Raw genomic sequence first — 15,477 nt, forward strand, 5'->3', positions numbered from 1 at the left:
CGCGTTACAACAGTTAAATATTAAGTAAAACAGAGTATTTTCTACTCAGGAAAAATCAGATACATTGAAAAAGTCCAATTGACTCATGAGGCCAAAACGTGAATCCTTTGATCGCATCGATTGAAAAAAAGTTGGAAAGTTTGCCGATTGGCTTGGGGCTTGTTTTGCCTGATGGCACCCGGCTTGGCCCAAGTGATGCGCCGGTGACTCTTGTTGCCAAGCAGAACAAGGCTCTTGCACATTTGGCTTCTGGCCAGGTCGGTTTGATTGGACAAGATTACGTGGAAGGTGTGTGCGATGTGCGTGGATCGATGCGAGACATCATGGCGGCAGCAGCTTCGATTTTGCCCGGCTCACCACTTGAGGCTGCACGGATGGGCTGGCTCACAGGGGTTATTTCAAGGGTGATGTCCGTTTGGCGGCATTCCATTGAACGGGATGCCCGTCATATTGAGTTTCATTATGACCTGTCGGATGACTTTTATGGTTTGTGGCTCGATCCGCGACGGGTTTATTCGTGTGCTTATTATGAAACGCCATCGATGAGTTTGGCCCAAGCGCAAGAGGCCAAGCTTGACTTGATCTGCCGCAAGCTCCGACTCTCGTCTGGCGAGCGTTTTCTCGATGTGGGTGCTGGCTGGGGTGGACTGTTGCTTTGGGCGGCTGAGCACTATGGCGTGGATGCGACGGGCATTACCCTGTCTCGTAATCAGCATGCGCATGTTTCGCGCTTGATTGAAGAAAAAGGCTTGGGGGCGCGCGTGCGCGTCAAATTGTTGGACTATCGCAAGCTGGATCAATCACAGCCCTTTGACAAGATCGCATCAGTTGGGATGTTTGAGCACGTAGGTCGCGCGCAGCTCAAAACTTACTTTGAGCGGCTGAGTCAGCTTTTGCGCCCAGGCGGGTTGATTTTGAACCACGGCATCACTGCCGGTGGATTGCATAATGATCAGCTCGGTAACGGCATGGGTGATTTCATTGAAAAATATATTTTCCCAGGCGGTGAGCTGGTGCACATTGGCGATGTGATCAGCGAGCTCAGCGCGGGCGGACTCGAAGCGCTTGATATAGAAAATCTCAGACCACACTATGCGCGGACACTTTGGGCCTGGAGCGATGCGCTTGAGGCCAGGCTTGATGAAGCGGCGAAGGTCTTAACTGGTGAACAAGGTGCACGCGCGCTCAGGGCTTATCGTATGTATCTTGCAGGATGTGCCAAGGGTTTTGAAAGCGGTTGGGTGGCGCTGCATCAAGTTCTGGCCCAGCATTCTCCTACCGGTCGAACAGACGAGTTAGACGAGCCCGCCGATCAAGCCTATCCCTGGCGGCGCGATTATATTTACGCAAAGCGCTGAGACTTAAGCCGCCATTGCGGACGATACTTCGATCCCTTTGACTGCCTGCGCTGCGATCTCAAAAGAGCGTAGACGTGCTTGATGGTCAAAAATTTGACCCGTGATCATCAGCTCGTTCGCGCCTGTTTGATGGACGAGACGTTCAAGTCCTTTTCGGACTGTTTCTGGGCTGCCGACCACCGAACAGGCGAGTTGCTCATTGACTGAGATTTTTTCGTGGGGCGTCCAAAAAGTTTCAATATCATCGATCGGGGGGGGTAATTGTCCGCGGGTATTTCGGCGCATGCGTGTAGCGTGTTGCTGGTGGGTGGTAAAGAGGTATTTAGCCTCCTCGTCAGTTTCTGCGGCAATCACGTTGACCCCAACCATGGCGTGTGGTTTGGCTTGTTGAGCAGAGGGCTTAAATAATCCTTTGTAGGCACGCATCGCATCGAGCAAATAGTCTGGCGCAAAATGCGAAGCAAAGGCATAAGGCAGACCAAAATGAGCAGCGAGTTGGGCGCCGTAGAGACTGGAACCTAAAATCCAGATGGGTACGTGAAGTCCCGCCCCGGGAATGGCTTTGACGGCTTGGCCAGGTTGTAAGTCGTCGAAGTAGTGTTGCAGCTCTTGAACATCCTGAGGAAATTGATCCGAATTGCCCAAGAGGTCTCTTCGTAACGCGCGTGCGGTCATCTGGTCAGTGCCAGGCGCTCGGCCCAGTCCGAGATCAATCCGGCCAGGAAATAACGAGGCCAGCGTGCCAAATTGCTCTGCGATCACCAGGGGTGCGTGATTGGGTAGCATGATCCCTCCAGAGCCAACGCGGATATGGTTGGTGCCACCCGCCACGTAGGCGATGACCACAGCGGTCGCGGAACTGGCGTTGCCTGTCATATTGTGGTGTTCAGCGAGCCAATAGCGCGTGTAGCCCCATTTTTCAGCATGCTGGGCCAAATCGCGAGAGTTGTGCAGGGCGTCAGCCGCTGTAAACCCTTGTGGAATGGGGGACAGGTCGAGAATCGAATAGGGGATGCTCATAGGTGTCTCGTGAGTGTCTAAGCAGGTTATGCTAATGCAGATAGTCCTGATATTACTTTTTTATACGCAGGATGCAATGCCATTTTTCTTTCAATGTCTAAGGAGCGCGCGATGCGTGAAGTATTTATAACTGGAGCTGCCAGAACCGCCGTGGGTGATTTTGGAGGAGGTCTCAAAGATGTCGCGCCGATTGACTTGGGTACGACAGTTGTCAAAGCCGTGATCGAGCGCTCTGGCGTGGATGGTAAACAAGTCGGACATCTTGCATTTGGACATGTTGTTCACACAGAAGCTCGGGACATGTATTTGTCGCGTGTGGTTGCCTTGAATGCAGGGCTGCCTCAGACATGCGCCGCCTTTAACGTCAATCGCTTGTGCGGTTCGGGGTTGCAGGCGATCGTCTCAAGCGCCCAGTCGATTTTGCTGGGTGATACCGAGATGGCGATCGGTGGTGGCGCGGAGTCGATGAGCCGCGGCGGTTACCTTTCTCAGACGCAGCGCTTTGGCGCGCGAATGGGTGATTCGACCGTTATCGATATGATGGTGGGGGCGCTGACGGATCCATTTGATCGCACGCACATGGGTATCACTGCAGAAGCGGTGGCCAAGCAGTTTGGTATTTCCCGCGCAGATCAGGATGCGCTGGCTGTCGAGTCCCATCGCCGTGCAGCCCAGGCTCAGGACGAAGGACGCTTTAATGAGCAGATCGTGCCGGTTGTCATCAAAACACGCAAAGGCGAGGTTGAGTTCAAAGTGGATGAGCACCCGCGCCGTGATGTGTCACTCGAAGGCCTCTCTTCCCTGCGTGCTGTCTTTGTTAAAGAAAACGGGACTGTCACGGCTGGTAATGCGTCCGGTATTAACGACGGTGCCGCGGCGGTACTCATGATGAGCGGCGAAGCCGTCAAGTCCAGCGGTGCTAAGCCACTGGCACGTCTGGTGGCCTACGCACACGCGGGTGTTGACCCCAAGATCATGGGTATCGGTCCTGTCCCCGCTACGCAGGCAGTGATGAAGCGTGCAGGTCTGACGATCGATCAAATGGACGTAATCGAGGCCAATGAAGCATTCGCCGCGCAAGCTTGTGCGGTTGCCAAAGAGCTCAAGCTGGATTCAAAAAAGCTCAACCCCAATGGCAGCGGTATCTCGCTGGGTCATCCCATTGGCGCGACTGGTGCCATCGTGACGACCAAAGCTATTTACGAATTGCATCGTACGGGTGGAAGATACGCTCTGGTGACGATGTGTATTGGTGGCGGTCAGGGGATTGCGGCGATTTTCGAAAGAGTTTGATTGCTCACATGTGCCCCAACTCGGCGATGGAGATCACTTGATGCCCGGCCACCACAAGGTGGTCAAGTAGTTCAATATCGACGACGGCGAGCGATTGTCTGAGTCTTTGGGTGAGCAGGATGTCGGCTCTGCTGGGTTTTGCTACACCTGAAGGGTGGTTGTGCGCGAGGATGACCGCTGCGGCATGTTGCGCGAGGCCTGCCTTGACGAGCTCGCGTGGATAAATCGTTGCCTCAGTGAGTGTGCCTTGCGATATTTCCTTGGTGCTAATCAAGCGGTGCTGGTTATCTAGAAATAGAGCCACGCATCGCTCGATTGAGGCATGACCCAACAGATTTGCGCAGTAGGCTTTGACTTGAGTGGGGTGTTGGAGTGAGCATTCCCGTTTGAGCTCCTCTTCCATCGCACGGCGGGCCAGCGTTTGAATTGCGTTAAGTTGGCAAATGCGGGCATTACCTAATCCCACAACAGTTCTAAGGTTTTCACTATCAGCGCTGAGGAGCGGACGCAGTCCGCCAAACCGTACAAGTAGCTGTTCCGCGAGTTTCAGGGCATTTAACCCGCGTGTGCCCGTGCCTAAAATCAATGCCAGCAGCTCAGCATTCGTCAAACTATTGGCACCATGTTGCAGCAATCTTTCGCGGGGTCGTTGATCGGGGGAGAGGTGTTCGCGCAGTGTCATCGGGAAGGTTCTAAAATAGGTGTTTAACAAAGCCCTCTACGGTGACAGATTTTGACTGATCAGGCCCCCAATACTCCTCCAGTTGTCCGTGCGGACTCATACCTTACTCTCCATTATCGGATCGTGATCGAGGACGGTCCCGCTGCGGGTTCAACCTTTATCGATACCTTTGATGGACGGCCCGCGACACTACAGCTGGGCAGTGGCCAGTGGTCTCCAAGCATGGAGGTCCCTTTGCTGGGTCATCCCGAGGGCGACTGTTTCAGCTATACGCTGGAGCCTGCTCAAGCCTACGGTGATCGAAATCCTGATTTGATTCAACGGGTGTCCCGTGCCATGTTGCTTCAACATGCCGGGGAAGACGCGACGTTTGAGCCGGGAGATATGGTGGAGTTCACTGCACCGAACGGTGGGCGCTACTCAGGAGTGCTCAAAGAGTACGGTGAGGACTCGGCCTTGTTTGACTTCAACCATCCACTTGCCGGCTTGACCTTGCGGGTGGATGTCGATTTGCTTGGAGTGCTGTGATGCAAACCAATGGTGCTGAAATCCTCTTGGCACAACCGCGCGGTTTTTGCGCTGGGGTGGATCGGGCGATCGATATCGTTGAACGTGCGCTTGAGTTGCATGGTGCGCCCATCTACGTTCGCCATGAAATTGTCCATAATCGCTTCGTTGTCGAAGATCTCCGACGTAAAGGTGCCGTATTCATCGAAGAACTCGACGAGGCGCCTGAAGGGGGTATCGTGGTGTTCTCCGCGCACGGCGTCTCCAAAGCTGTGCGCACCGAAGCAGAAAAACGCGGCCTGCAAGTGTTTGATGCGACCTGTCCCTTAGTGACCAAGGTTCACGTCGAGGTTGAGCGGATGCGCGCGGCAGGGTGCGAGATTGTGATGATCGGACACAAGGGGCATCCGGAAGTCGAGGGAACTCTTGGACAATCCAGTGGCGGCATGTATCTCGTTGAAACTACGGCTGATGTGCTGTCTTTACAGGTCACGGACCCCGAAAAACTGGCCTTCGTGACGCAAACAACATTATCGGTGGATGATGCGGCAGAAGTTGCTCAGGCTTTACGTGCGCGTTTCCCCAATATTCAGGAGCCCAAGAAAAGCGATATTTGTTATGCCACGCAAAATCGCCAGGACGCAGTGAAAATACTCGCGCCTGCCTCTGATTTGGTGTTAGTGGTGGGGAGCGCAAACAGCTCGAACTCCAATCGTTTGCGTGAAGTGGCAGAGAGAATGGGGATTGCTTCGTACTTGATCGATGGCCCCGAGTCGATTGACCCCGCCTGGCTCGAAGGACGTCAACGGATCGGTATCACGGCGGGGGCCTCAGCGCCTGAGCTCCTCGTTCAGCAGGTCATTCATCGACTCAAAGAACTTGGAGCAGTTTCCGTTAGAACAATGGACGGTTTGCACGAGAATGTCTCATTTCCCTTGCCTAAAGGCTTGTCTCGCAAGTCGCTCTAGGCCTCTCTCTTGCTGAAGGATCGTTCGATCAAGTTACGGACAAAATCGATAGTCGTGCGTAAAGTGTAATAGTCGCTCACAATGCTGCGTGGCACTTTAAGCTTGAGCGCGCGTTTATCGAGCTCGTCAATCTTTTTGAGATACTCGCCGTGCTGCGCGGGATCGTAGCTTGTTTCAAGTTCTTGCTCAAACAACTTGAGCGCGCCATACACCTCGTTGATACGCGCGCGTGCACGGCTGAGTCGGTAGACGGGCATCGACTTGATGATGGGGTATGCGAACGCGACCAGAGGCAATAATAAGATGATCATTCGATTAAAGAACTCGGCGAGCCAAAAAGGCATGTATTCCATCAACCGAGGTGAACCGTTTTTATAAAAACTTTTTGCGACATCACTTTCCTCGATGATCGATTCTTTGTACGCAGGAAACTCACCGTACTTTGTAAAAAAAGAGCGGCCGCCATTGATTTTTTCAGCCGCTTGCAAAAAAAGTAATTGAATCGCCGGATGCATGTTGGGGTCGATGATGAGGTTAGTCGTTGGCGAGATGGTCTCTATTGTTTTGGAGGGTTCGTTACGCTCAAAATTGAGTGAACCCTCTGGAATAGTCAGTACGTGATAAGAGGGTAGCAAGCGCGCCAAGGCTTGTGAGCGTTTAAATCCAGAGACACGCGCGTCAGGATTATTGATCATCGCTTGAACGTTTTTCGATTCGAAGCCATCCACCATGACGACTGTGTCAACGGTCCCTTTTTTAAACGCCTCAACGGCTTCTTCGTTAGAGATCGTTTTGAAATTGTCAGTGAGCTTGAGGTGATCGAGCTGCAGCAATTGCAATGCGTGCATATAGGTGCCGCTACCGGGGGCGCCAATTGCAATGGGTCTATTCAAAACATCCAAGTGAAGCGTCACATCATCACGGAATACTGAGCCTCTGTAAAAAATCCAAAGAGGTTCGTAATCGATACTACCTAGCGACAAAAGTCCCTTCGCTTCTTTTCGGCTTTTCAGCAACCCGCCCTGAATAAACGCGGCTTGAAGACCGTCATCCTTGTCTCTGAGCCGCTGAATGTTTTCTTCGGCTCCTTGTGTGGGGACAAGCTCAAGCGTGACGCCATTTTTTTTGAAATACTCGACATATTTTTTTGCGAGTTCCTCGTAGGATCCCCCAGCTGTTCCCGTTCCCATTAAAACGTGTTTCGGTGGTGCGGGCTTGGCAAACCAGATGACTGCGGCGATTGCGGCAAGAAGTAATAAGATGAGTAACCAGGCCTCTCGAGCGAATTGCAACCAGCTATGTAGTTCTTCCCGGACTGTTTCGTAGGTTGCCACGACATGGTCGCGTACTTCGTTTTTGAAACTATCCATATGAATGTATTACCTTGATGGTGTGTTATCCACTCTGGTGTGGGAGACCCAGATCAGTTTGTCAGTGGCAAAACCCATTTTTTTCGCTTGTTCGACAAGTTGTTCGCGAATCGCGGGAGACAGGGTTTTATCGCGCGCCAAAATCCAGAGATAGTCCCGATCAGGGCCCGCCACAAGTGCCCATTGATAATCCTTCTGGTCCAGAGCAAGAACATGGTAGCCGCCATAGAAAGGTCCGAAAAACGAAACCTTGAGTGAACCCTGACTCGTACTTCCTGTAAATAAGGCACGTCCTGTCGCCGATTTCCATTCGTCCTTTTTGACATTGAAGCCGCGATTGATGACCTTCAGGCTACCGTCTGAATTTAAAGAATAGGTCGCGCTCACGTCAGTCAAACCGCGTTCAAACGAGTGATCCAGACGGGCAATTTCATACCATTTACCCAAGTAGCGGTTGACTTCGAAAGGTGTCACCGAGGTGAGGCCCTCCGGCGGAGCGGTGGAGCAGCCCGTGACTGAAACGGCTAGACCAGTCACCAAAATACTGCTTAGGAGTATTCGCGACAAAATGTATTTGACAGAGCTGAGCATGGGGAGTTGTTTCAAGTGTGATGAGCAACTGAGTTTAGCCGGACTGAGGTGAGTTTCCCATGGAAAGATCTGGGGTGGTCGTATATGATGAGAATCGATCCCGTCGGCGACCAGAGCCTATTTTTCGTTTCTTTGTAAAAAAACAAGAATATATGCCCAGTTTGGACTTCACTGAAAAAGCATCTGTCCGAGAGCTTGTTGGATGGTCCTCGCTTTTGATCGTTCCCCCCGTGCTTTATTTCACGGGGGTTTTTTATGGATTGACTGTTCAAGCCGCCTTATTCCTGGCCATACTATCCGTGGTCATTTTGATGTGGCTGTTTAATTTACTGGATGATTACATCCCGCCCATGCTTGGGATGTTTGCGTCGTTGTTCTTCGGGCTTGCTCCACCGCCTGTTGCGCTTTCGGGCCTTGCCTCTCCGAGTCTTCTCACGCTGATGGGCGTGTTTGCCCTGGCCTCCGTCATTACGACTTCAGGTCTTGGGCGTCGATTTGTTCTTTATCTTTTGTTGAAAGTACCTGACCGTTTATTTTGGCAACAAAACATACTTGTGTGTTGCGGACTATTGCTTTCTTTCGTTTCACCCTCAGGCAATAGTCGCGTGACATTGATATTGCCTTTATTTAAAGAAATCAGCGAGGCGCTAAAACTAGCCAAACGGGGCTTGACGATTACCTCGCTGATGGCGGCGACCTATGGCGGCGCGATGTTGTTTTCAACCGCGCTTTCAAACAGTAAGTCAGCCAGTATCGCTGCGCTGAGCATGTTGCCCCTTCATCTGCAAAACCAGTATTTAGGCGTGTTCTGGATCGTTGCGGCGAGTGTGCCGATGATATTTTTATTGATCATGCACATCATCTCCATGCGCGTCATGTTTCCCGCCGATCACGCACAGACCTTATCCAAACAAATTATTGCAGAGCATTTAAGTACGCTTGGAAAGATGACGCAAAAAGAGCGTGTCGCATGCTTGGCATTTGTCTTTTTCTTTGTCGGTTCGTTGACCAGTGGTTTACATCATGTCAATACACCCAGTATCGCCGGCCTGACGATTTTGTTGCTTCTCATTGTGGGCGCTTTTAGTAAAACCGATTTTCAAAAATCGATGGATTGGCCCATGATTTTTTTCATGTTGAGCATGGACAGCATGATGCGAACGATGGCGCATCTTGGTCTTGATCAGCAACTCGCCAAGGTGATGAGTGAGTTTTACTCGTTTGTGGATGGCAGTTTTATTTTGTATACGCTGGCTACGCTGACGACAACACTGGTTTTACGACTGGCGTTTCCTGTGGCGGCCGGAATGTTGCTCAGTTTTGTGATTTTGATGCCCGTCACCCTCTCTCAAGGGTACAGTCCTTGGATATGCGTGTTCATGACTGCGATCTTTAGTGATATTTGGTTTTTCCGCTATCAAAACTCAATTTATCTAATCATCTGGAGTTCAGATTCCGTGGCAGACTATGACCACGCCCAGTTCATGCGTCACAACATGATCATGAATCTGGCTCGTGTGTTGTGTGTCTTGGCTGCGATTCCGTTCTGGTCATGGATGTCGCTGATATGAAAAAGATTCACTTGCGTTTACTTGTTGCAGTAACCGTGTTCGCCTTTTTCGTATGGGTGTTTCTTTCTACGACGAACAGACCGAGGATCATGGTGCTGTTTCCTCTGAATCCGACTGCAGACTGGTCCATACGAGTCGAGACCGGGATCAAACAAGGCCTTGTGAATAATAGGCGTCCCGTTGCGGTGAGCTATCACTACATGGATATGAATAATGAATATTCCGAGCAACAGATGCATGTGGCCGTTGCTTCCGCTCGCCGTGCGATTGAAAGGGAAAAGCCTGACATTTTAATTTCGGTTGATGATGAGACTAATAGCCTGGTGACGAGCAAACTCCCTGCTGGTACTCGGCCACCGATCGTGTTTACCTCTATGTTGCAGTCGCCCGAATCTTATGGATATTCGCCTGCGACTCGGGCGACCGGAGTGATGGAGGACATGCCGACTGCGGCAATACTTGAGATATTGAAAGTACTCAAACCTCAAGACTCTTTGAGGATCTCTGTGATTGGTATCAATGATGTGACGGGTCAAAGCGAGATGAAGATTATTCAGACCGCTGACTGGGGACCACACACTCTGGGACCTGTATCCTTGGTGGACGACTTTGGAGCCTGGCAGGCCTTTATCAAAGGACCTGCGAGTCAAGCCGATATCCTGATTGTTTTAACCACTGATCTGTTGAAAAAAGAGAGTGGGGGCGAGTATGTGCCGGAAAAAGATATTGTGGCGTGGACTCAGGCGAACGCCGCCCCATTGTCGATTGGTGTGCGTTTGAGTTATGTGCGTTATGGTGGCGGGCTTGCCATTGCCATGCCGGGTTCCGTTTTTGGACGCAGGGCAATGGAAATGTCACTGAAATGGCTCGAGAACGGTCTGGAGCGGCCACCACCAGTAGAAAAACCAAATGATTTTGATGTGGCGATCCGTTCCTCGGTGCTGCGCGAAAGGGGGGTGAATTTGCCGAACGTTTATCGCGAGCTTGCACGCTCTTCGGGCAGTCTTTACCCTTAGGACAGTCCAGTGATCTCTCCGTTTTCGTTGATGTCGATACCGTTTGCCGCAGGCACAACGGGCAGACCAGGCATCGTCATAATGTCACCGCACACCACCACCACAAAACCCGCGCCAGCGGCCAGACGGACCTCCCGGATTGCCAGCGTGTGACCATTAGGCGCGCCGCGTAGTTTGGCATCCGAGGAAAAGGAGTATTGCGTTTTCGCGATACAAACTGGCAAGTGTCCGTAGCCATCGGCTTCGAGTTGGGCGAATTGCGCTCTGACTTTCGCGTCACAGGAGATACCGTCAGCGCCATAAGTTTTAATGGCGATGGTGCCAACTTTTTCCAATAATGAAGCATCGTCCTCGTACAAGAATTTGAAATGGTTGGGTTGATCACAAAGCTTCACAACTGCATGAGCCAAGTCTGACGCACCGGATCCGCCTTTGGCCCAGTGTTCTGCCAAGACCACTTCGACACCAAGCGCGGAGGCGGTCGAGGTGAGTAAAGCGATTTCAGCGGGCGTATCTTCGGTGCGATGATTGATCGCGACCACGCAAGGTAGGCCAAAATTATGTCGAATATTGTGGATATGACGTTCGAGATTGACTAGGCCTGCGCTTAACGCATCGAGATTTTCAGTGCCGACATCTTTGACCTCGACGCCACCATGATATTTCAGGGCGCGGATCGTTGCGACCAATACAACTGCCGAGGGCGCGAGGCCTGCTTTTCGACATTTGATGTCAAGAAATTTTTCTGCGCCCAGATCTGCTCCAAAGCCTGCTTCTGTGACGACATAGTCGGCAAGTTTAAGTGCCGTGGACGTCGCGAGAACCGAATTGCAACCATGTGCGATATTGGCAAAAGGACCGCCGTGTACCAAGGCAAGGTTATTTTCAAGCGTTTGTACGATATTGGGCGCGAGCGCTTCTTTGAGAAGCGCAGCCATCGCACCTTGTGCATGCAAGTCGCGGGCCCGGATGGGTTTGCCAGAAAGAGAGTGACCGATAACGATTTCACCAAGACGCTCCTTTAAATCATGGAGACTGTTGACCAGACAGAAAATCGCCATCACCTCCGAGGCGACAACAATATCAAAGTGATCTTCGCGTGGAAAGCCATTCGCGGTTCCGCCCAGACCCACAACGATTTGTCTCAACGCGCGATCATTGAGGTCGACTACCCGCCTCCAGGTAATGCGACGCACATCAAACTGCAGTTTGTTGCCGTGATGAATGTGATTGTCGATCAGAGCGGCAAGCAGATTGTTTGCCAGAGCAATCGCGTTGAAATCCCCTGTGAAATGCAGATTGATGTCTTCCATCGGCACAACCTGAGCCATACCACCGCCAGCGGCACCGCCCTTCATGCCGAAAACGGGTCCAAGAGAGGGCTCACGCAGGCAGATCATGGCGCGTTTACCGATATGATTCAGTGCATCACCTAGCCCTACCGTCGTTGTTGTTTTGCCCTCTCCGGCAGGAGTGGGAGAGATAGCCGTCACCAAAATCAATTTGCCATTGGGGCGATCTTGTAGCGAGCGAATATAGTCTAGGGAGAGTTTTGCTTTGTAACGTCCAAAGGGTTCCAGAGCATCTTCTGGTATCTCTGCCTTGGTGGTCGCAAGCTCGAGGATGGGTGTTTTGTGGGCGGCTTGGGCAATCTCAAGGTCAGAGCGCATAGTGTTCTGTTTTGAATCTGAAGTTTTTAGAACCTATATCCTATTCCAATTAGGACCGTGACGGTGCTTGCAGAGGGGTTTTGAGTGATATTGGTGGTGACAAGATCGCTTCCACTCGGGGTATAGAGCGAGCCATTGAGAGAGGCGCTCGAGTATTTCATATAGTTGGCTTCACCATAGGCATAGAGTCCACCTTCGATCTTTTTGCGGTAGCCCAGTCCCAAAATATAGCCGCTTTGATTGGCATTTGAACTCAGACCTGTCGAGGAGTCTTGCGCCGGGCGAGTGAATTGAATGTTTTGATTCGAATAACCCGCTTTCGCGTAAAGCAGATCCTGCTGCGTCAGAGCATAGCCAGCCGTTAAGAAAATATTGAATCTATTGGATGCTTTTAATTGTTGACCGACTGCAGGGGTGGACTGGGCAAAGCTAGGGTTTCGAGCCGAAAATTTGCCCGTCGATTGCGATAAAAATGAATAGTCCGCGCCAATTCCTAGCACCCACTTTTCATTCATTGGAAAGTTGTACCCCAAGCCGATGATGAGCGGCATCCCTGAAGCTGTCTGATTTGAAGCTATATTGGTACCGCTGCTGATGTACTCAATAGGGGTGACGTTTGTGTAGCGCAGATTGGTATTAGTGAAAGAGTTGGACTCATAACCCGTAGAGAGCTGACCATAAAACCCTTGAAATGGGTTGAGTCCTCCGCCAGGATTTGCGGTTGCAATCAACGGCGACAGGATTGCCAGAGTGATTGTCGCAGTGGTTAAGTTCTTTAATAGTGTTGTCATCGCTTGCTTATATCCATTAGGCTGTGCATTTGTTACTACGAGTGTAGTGCGCGGAATACTGCTTTAATCAGTATCAAGTAATCAATGTCGTTATTTGTCGGTATTAACGATCCGTATTTAAATGCAACATAATTATGTTTTTGATGCAGCTGCGATCAAAACCTGAATGTGTGGATCTGTCATTTTGAGTTGGAGACTTTTGAATGTTTAAGCAGATTGGCTTGATAGGCCTGGGAAATATGGGAAGGGGAATGGCCTTGACCCTCAAGCGCAAAGGTTTTGCAGTAGTGGGAACAGACGTTTCCCTTTCCATCCGCGAGACCATATCCAGAGAGGGGATCTCAGTCCGTGAAACGATTGGCGAGGTGATTGCCGACTGCGATATCGTGCTTTTATCTCTACCGACAGCCGCTATTGTCGAAGAGGTTGTTTGTGGCCCAGGCGGCATCTTGGCGCATGCAAAACCTGGATTGTTAGTGGTCGACACCTCGACTTCGCACCCCGAAACGACAAGACGTCTCGCTAAAAAGTTGAATGCTTTAGGCATGCAGATGCTGGATGCACCTGTGAGTGGTGGTCCCAAAGGCGCAATCACGGGAACGATGGCGATGGTGATTGGAGGTGACGCAAAGGATCTTACGCGCGCCGAACCTGTACTCGCCGCCATGACTGCTAAGCGCGTGCACGTCGGTGACATTGGTGCAGGTCATGTCGCAAAAATTGCGAATAATCTTTTTGCCGCAGCGCATTTGCTGATTGCTGGAGAGGTCACGCGTATGGCTGCCAAGGCGGGGGTGCCGACCGAGCAGTTACTCCAAGGGATCAATGCGGGTTCCGGACGTAGCTTTGTCACTGAGCATAACTATCCAACCTGGATCATGAACGGCAAGTTTGACTCAGGCTTTACCATGAAGCTCATGCGAAAAGATGTACGGCTTTCACAAGACTTAATCGCAGCGCTCGCCTTGGATTTACCGATGTCCGCAAAGGTTGCTGAATTGTGGGCCAACAGCGCAGAATCCATCGCGGATGATGAGGATTTCAACAGAATCGTCGAACTCGGAACTAGAAATTAATGATGAATGCACAGCAATCAAAACTATTACTTCAAGCCTATCAGGTGTTTTTTTCGCAAGGTATTGTTGGTTCGTATCTGGGTGGCGAGCTTATTGAAGGCAAGGGCGAGGAAATCAGTCTGGTCAATCCTGCGACAGGTGATGTGTATTTGACATATAGAGACGCCACAGAGCAGGTCGCCAACATTGCTTGTACTGAGGCAATTTCAGGGCAACAGATCTGGGGCAAGCTGAGTCACGCCGAGCGAGGCAGGATCATGCAGGAGGTCGGTCGCACGATTAGGGCAAATATCGAGCCGCTTGCTCAGCTCGAAGCCATCTCGGCAGGTAAGCCGATTCGCGATTGCCGTGGAGAGGCGCTTCGCGTCGCAGAGATGTTTGAGTATTACGGAGGTTGGACTGATAAGCTATACGGCAACGTGATACCTGTCCCTAGTGGTCACCTAAATTACACGCGTCGGGAGCCCTATGGTGTTGTTCTACAGATTACACCTTGGAATGCGCCCATGTTTACTTGTGGATGGCAGGTGGCGCCTGCGATATGTATGGGCAATGCCGTCTTGCTCAAGCCCTCGGAGTTAACACCCTTGAGCTCGCTCGCCATAGCCAAGTTGGCTGAGCAGGCTGGTTTACCAAAGGGTGTCATCAATATTCTGGTTGGACATGGCCATACGATTGGTCAGGCGGCCTTGAGTCAGAAAGCTGTTAAGAAAGTTGTTTTTGTGGGTTCTCCAGCAACAGGTGGAAAAATCGCCGCAGCTGCGGCAGTGCGGGGGATACCCTGCGTATTGGAACTCGGCGGCAAGTCGGCCAATATCGTTTTTGAGGATGCTGATTTAGAACGTGCTTGTATCGGTGCACAGGCTGCGATTTTTGGTAGTGCGGGTCAAAGCTGTGTGGCGGGTTCAAGACTCTTGGTCCAGCGCAGTGTCTACGATAAGTTTGTCAAAATGGTGGCAGAGGGTGCGCGCAAGATACTGGTGGGTGAACCAACCATGGCGGAGACAGAAATCGGTCCCATCCAAAATGCGAAACAGTATCAGCACATCATGGATATGATTGATACCGGCGTACGAGAAGGTGCGCAAATCGTTGGCGAGCAGTCTTCGATTGATAGAGATCAATCAGGCTTTTACGTTCGTCCGACTGTTTTAAAAAATGTGTCCAATGAGATGACTGTGGCGCGAACTGAAATATTCGGACCTGTCGTTGTGGCAATCCCCTTCGATACAGAACAAGACGCCATCAGGATTGCGAACGATAGTGACTTTGGTTTGGCCGGCGCGGTATGGACTCAGGACATAGGTCGGGCTTTTCGCGTTTCTGAGCAAGTCAAAGCCGGTACTTTTTGGATCAATATGTATAAGGTCATTAATGTAGCCTCACCTTTTGGAGGCTATGAGGCGAGCGGGCACGGACGATCAAGTGGAGTAGAAGCGTTAGAGGAATATACGCAAGTCAAAAGTGTCTGGGTCGAAACAGCGGAAAAGCCGAATCAGACATTTGGGTATGCTCCGTCGCTTGATTGAGGGGTGTCGTTTTGAGAAAGCCGACAGCACGGGAT

Annotated in this window: 14 protein-coding genes; 8 read left to right on the forward strand and 6 right to left on the reverse strand. The window is 51.3% G+C overall.

What is annotated here, in order from left to right:
- The first annotated feature begins 98 nt into the window (after positions 1–98).
- On the forward strand, positions 99–1,358 hold the full coding sequence (locus QWY27_RS06215) for a class I SAM-dependent methyltransferase (RefSeq protein ID WP_290195790.1): 1,260 nt from the start codon (positions 99–101) through the stop codon (positions 1,356–1,358).
- Positions 1,359–1,361: 3 nt separating this feature from the next.
- Here QWY27_RS06215 and QWY27_RS06220 read toward each other — a convergent pair whose 3' ends face one another.
- Positions 1,362–2,378, reverse strand: a complete 1,017-nt coding sequence (locus QWY27_RS06220) for an LLM class flavin-dependent oxidoreductase (protein WP_290195793.1) — start codon at positions 2,376–2,378, stop codon at positions 1,362–1,364.
- A 111-nt stretch (positions 2,379–2,489) separates the two neighbouring features.
- Here QWY27_RS06220 and QWY27_RS06225 point away from each other — a divergent pair, with 111 nt between their 5' ends.
- Positions 2,490–3,671: an acetyl-CoA C-acyltransferase family protein gene (locus QWY27_RS06225; RefSeq protein ID WP_290195794.1), complete on the forward strand. Its 1,182-nt coding sequence runs from the start codon at positions 2,490–2,492 to the stop codon at positions 3,669–3,671.
- A 4-nt stretch (positions 3,672–3,675) separates the two neighbouring features.
- Here the strand turns inward: QWY27_RS06225 and radC are convergent, their stop codons facing one another.
- Entirely contained in the window at positions 3,676–4,353 is a 678-nt protein-coding gene (gene radC / locus QWY27_RS06230; RefSeq protein WP_290195796.1) for a RadC family protein, read from the reverse strand.
- A 51-nt stretch (positions 4,354–4,404) separates the two neighbouring features.
- Between radC and QWY27_RS06235 the strand changes: the two genes are divergently transcribed.
- Positions 4,405–4,881, forward strand: a complete 477-nt coding sequence (locus QWY27_RS06235) for an FKBP-type peptidyl-prolyl cis-trans isomerase (RefSeq protein WP_290195798.1) — start codon at positions 4,405–4,407, stop codon at positions 4,879–4,881.
- Positions 4,881–5,828, forward strand: coding sequence for a 4-hydroxy-3-methylbut-2-enyl diphosphate reductase (gene ispH / locus QWY27_RS06240; protein ID WP_290195799.1), 948 nt, complete (start codon positions 4,881–4,883; stop codon positions 5,826–5,828). The genes QWY27_RS06235 and ispH overlap by 1 nt, the downstream gene beginning before the upstream one ends.
- On the opposite strand, the gene QWY27_RS06245 is transcribed toward ispH, so the two are convergent.
- Positions 5,825–7,198 carry a TAXI family TRAP transporter solute-binding subunit gene (locus tag QWY27_RS06245; RefSeq protein ID WP_290195801.1) on the reverse strand — a complete coding sequence of 458 codons (1,374 nt, stop codon included), beginning with the start codon at positions 7,196–7,198 and terminating at the stop codon, positions 5,825–5,827. The two genes, ispH and QWY27_RS06245, sit on opposite strands and share 4 nt — an antisense overlap.
- A gap of 9 nt (positions 7,199–7,207) precedes the next feature.
- Positions 7,208–7,789 (reverse strand): lipocalin family protein, encoded by a 582-nt coding sequence (locus tag QWY27_RS06250; RefSeq protein WP_290195803.1) that lies wholly within the window; start codon positions 7,787–7,789, stop codon positions 7,208–7,210.
- A gap of 152 nt (positions 7,790–7,941) precedes the next feature.
- Here QWY27_RS06250 and QWY27_RS06255 point away from each other — a divergent pair, with 152 nt between their 5' ends.
- A complete protein-coding gene (locus QWY27_RS06255) occupies positions 7,942–9,360 on the forward strand; it encodes an SLC13 family permease (protein ID WP_290195805.1) in 1,419 nt (472 codons plus the stop codon).
- Positions 9,357–10,376 carry a hypothetical protein gene (locus QWY27_RS06260; protein ID WP_290195806.1) on the forward strand — a complete coding sequence of 340 codons (1,020 nt, stop codon included), beginning with the start codon at positions 9,357–9,359 and terminating at the stop codon, positions 10,374–10,376. Before QWY27_RS06255 ends, QWY27_RS06260 begins: the two co-directional genes overlap by 4 nt.
- Here QWY27_RS06260 and QWY27_RS06265 read toward each other — a convergent pair.
- Together QWY27_RS06265 and QWY27_RS06270 are read right to left on the reverse strand one after the other, a co-directional pair.
- Positions 10,373–12,046 carry a formate--tetrahydrofolate ligase gene (locus tag QWY27_RS06265; RefSeq protein WP_290195808.1) on the reverse strand — a complete coding sequence of 558 codons (1,674 nt, stop codon included), beginning with the start codon at positions 12,044–12,046 and terminating at the stop codon, positions 10,373–10,375. The genes QWY27_RS06260 and QWY27_RS06265 overlap by 4 nt on opposite strands.
- A 26-nt stretch (positions 12,047–12,072) precedes the next feature.
- On the reverse strand, positions 12,073–12,837 hold the full coding sequence (locus QWY27_RS06270; RefSeq protein ID WP_290195810.1) for an outer membrane protein: 765 nt from the start codon (positions 12,835–12,837) through the stop codon (positions 12,073–12,075).
- 203 nt (positions 12,838–13,040) lie between these two features.
- Here QWY27_RS06270 and QWY27_RS06275 point away from each other — a divergent pair, with 203 nt between their 5' ends.
- A complete protein-coding gene (locus QWY27_RS06275; RefSeq protein WP_290195812.1) occupies positions 13,041–13,913 on the forward strand; it encodes an NAD(P)-dependent oxidoreductase in 873 nt (290 codons plus the stop codon).
- A 2-nt stretch (positions 13,914–13,915) separates the two neighbouring features.
- The gene (locus QWY27_RS06280; protein ID WP_290195873.1) at positions 13,916–15,442 is read left to right on the forward strand and encodes an aldehyde dehydrogenase family protein; all 1,527 of its coding nucleotides are present in this window, start codon (positions 13,916–13,918) and stop codon (positions 15,440–15,442) included.
- The last annotated feature ends 35 nt before the right edge of the window (positions 15,443–15,477 follow it).

The organism is Zwartia vadi (assembly GCF_030410375.1).
Taxonomy (GTDB): Bacteria; Pseudomonadota; Gammaproteobacteria; order Burkholderiales; family Burkholderiaceae_B; genus Zwartia; species Zwartia vadi.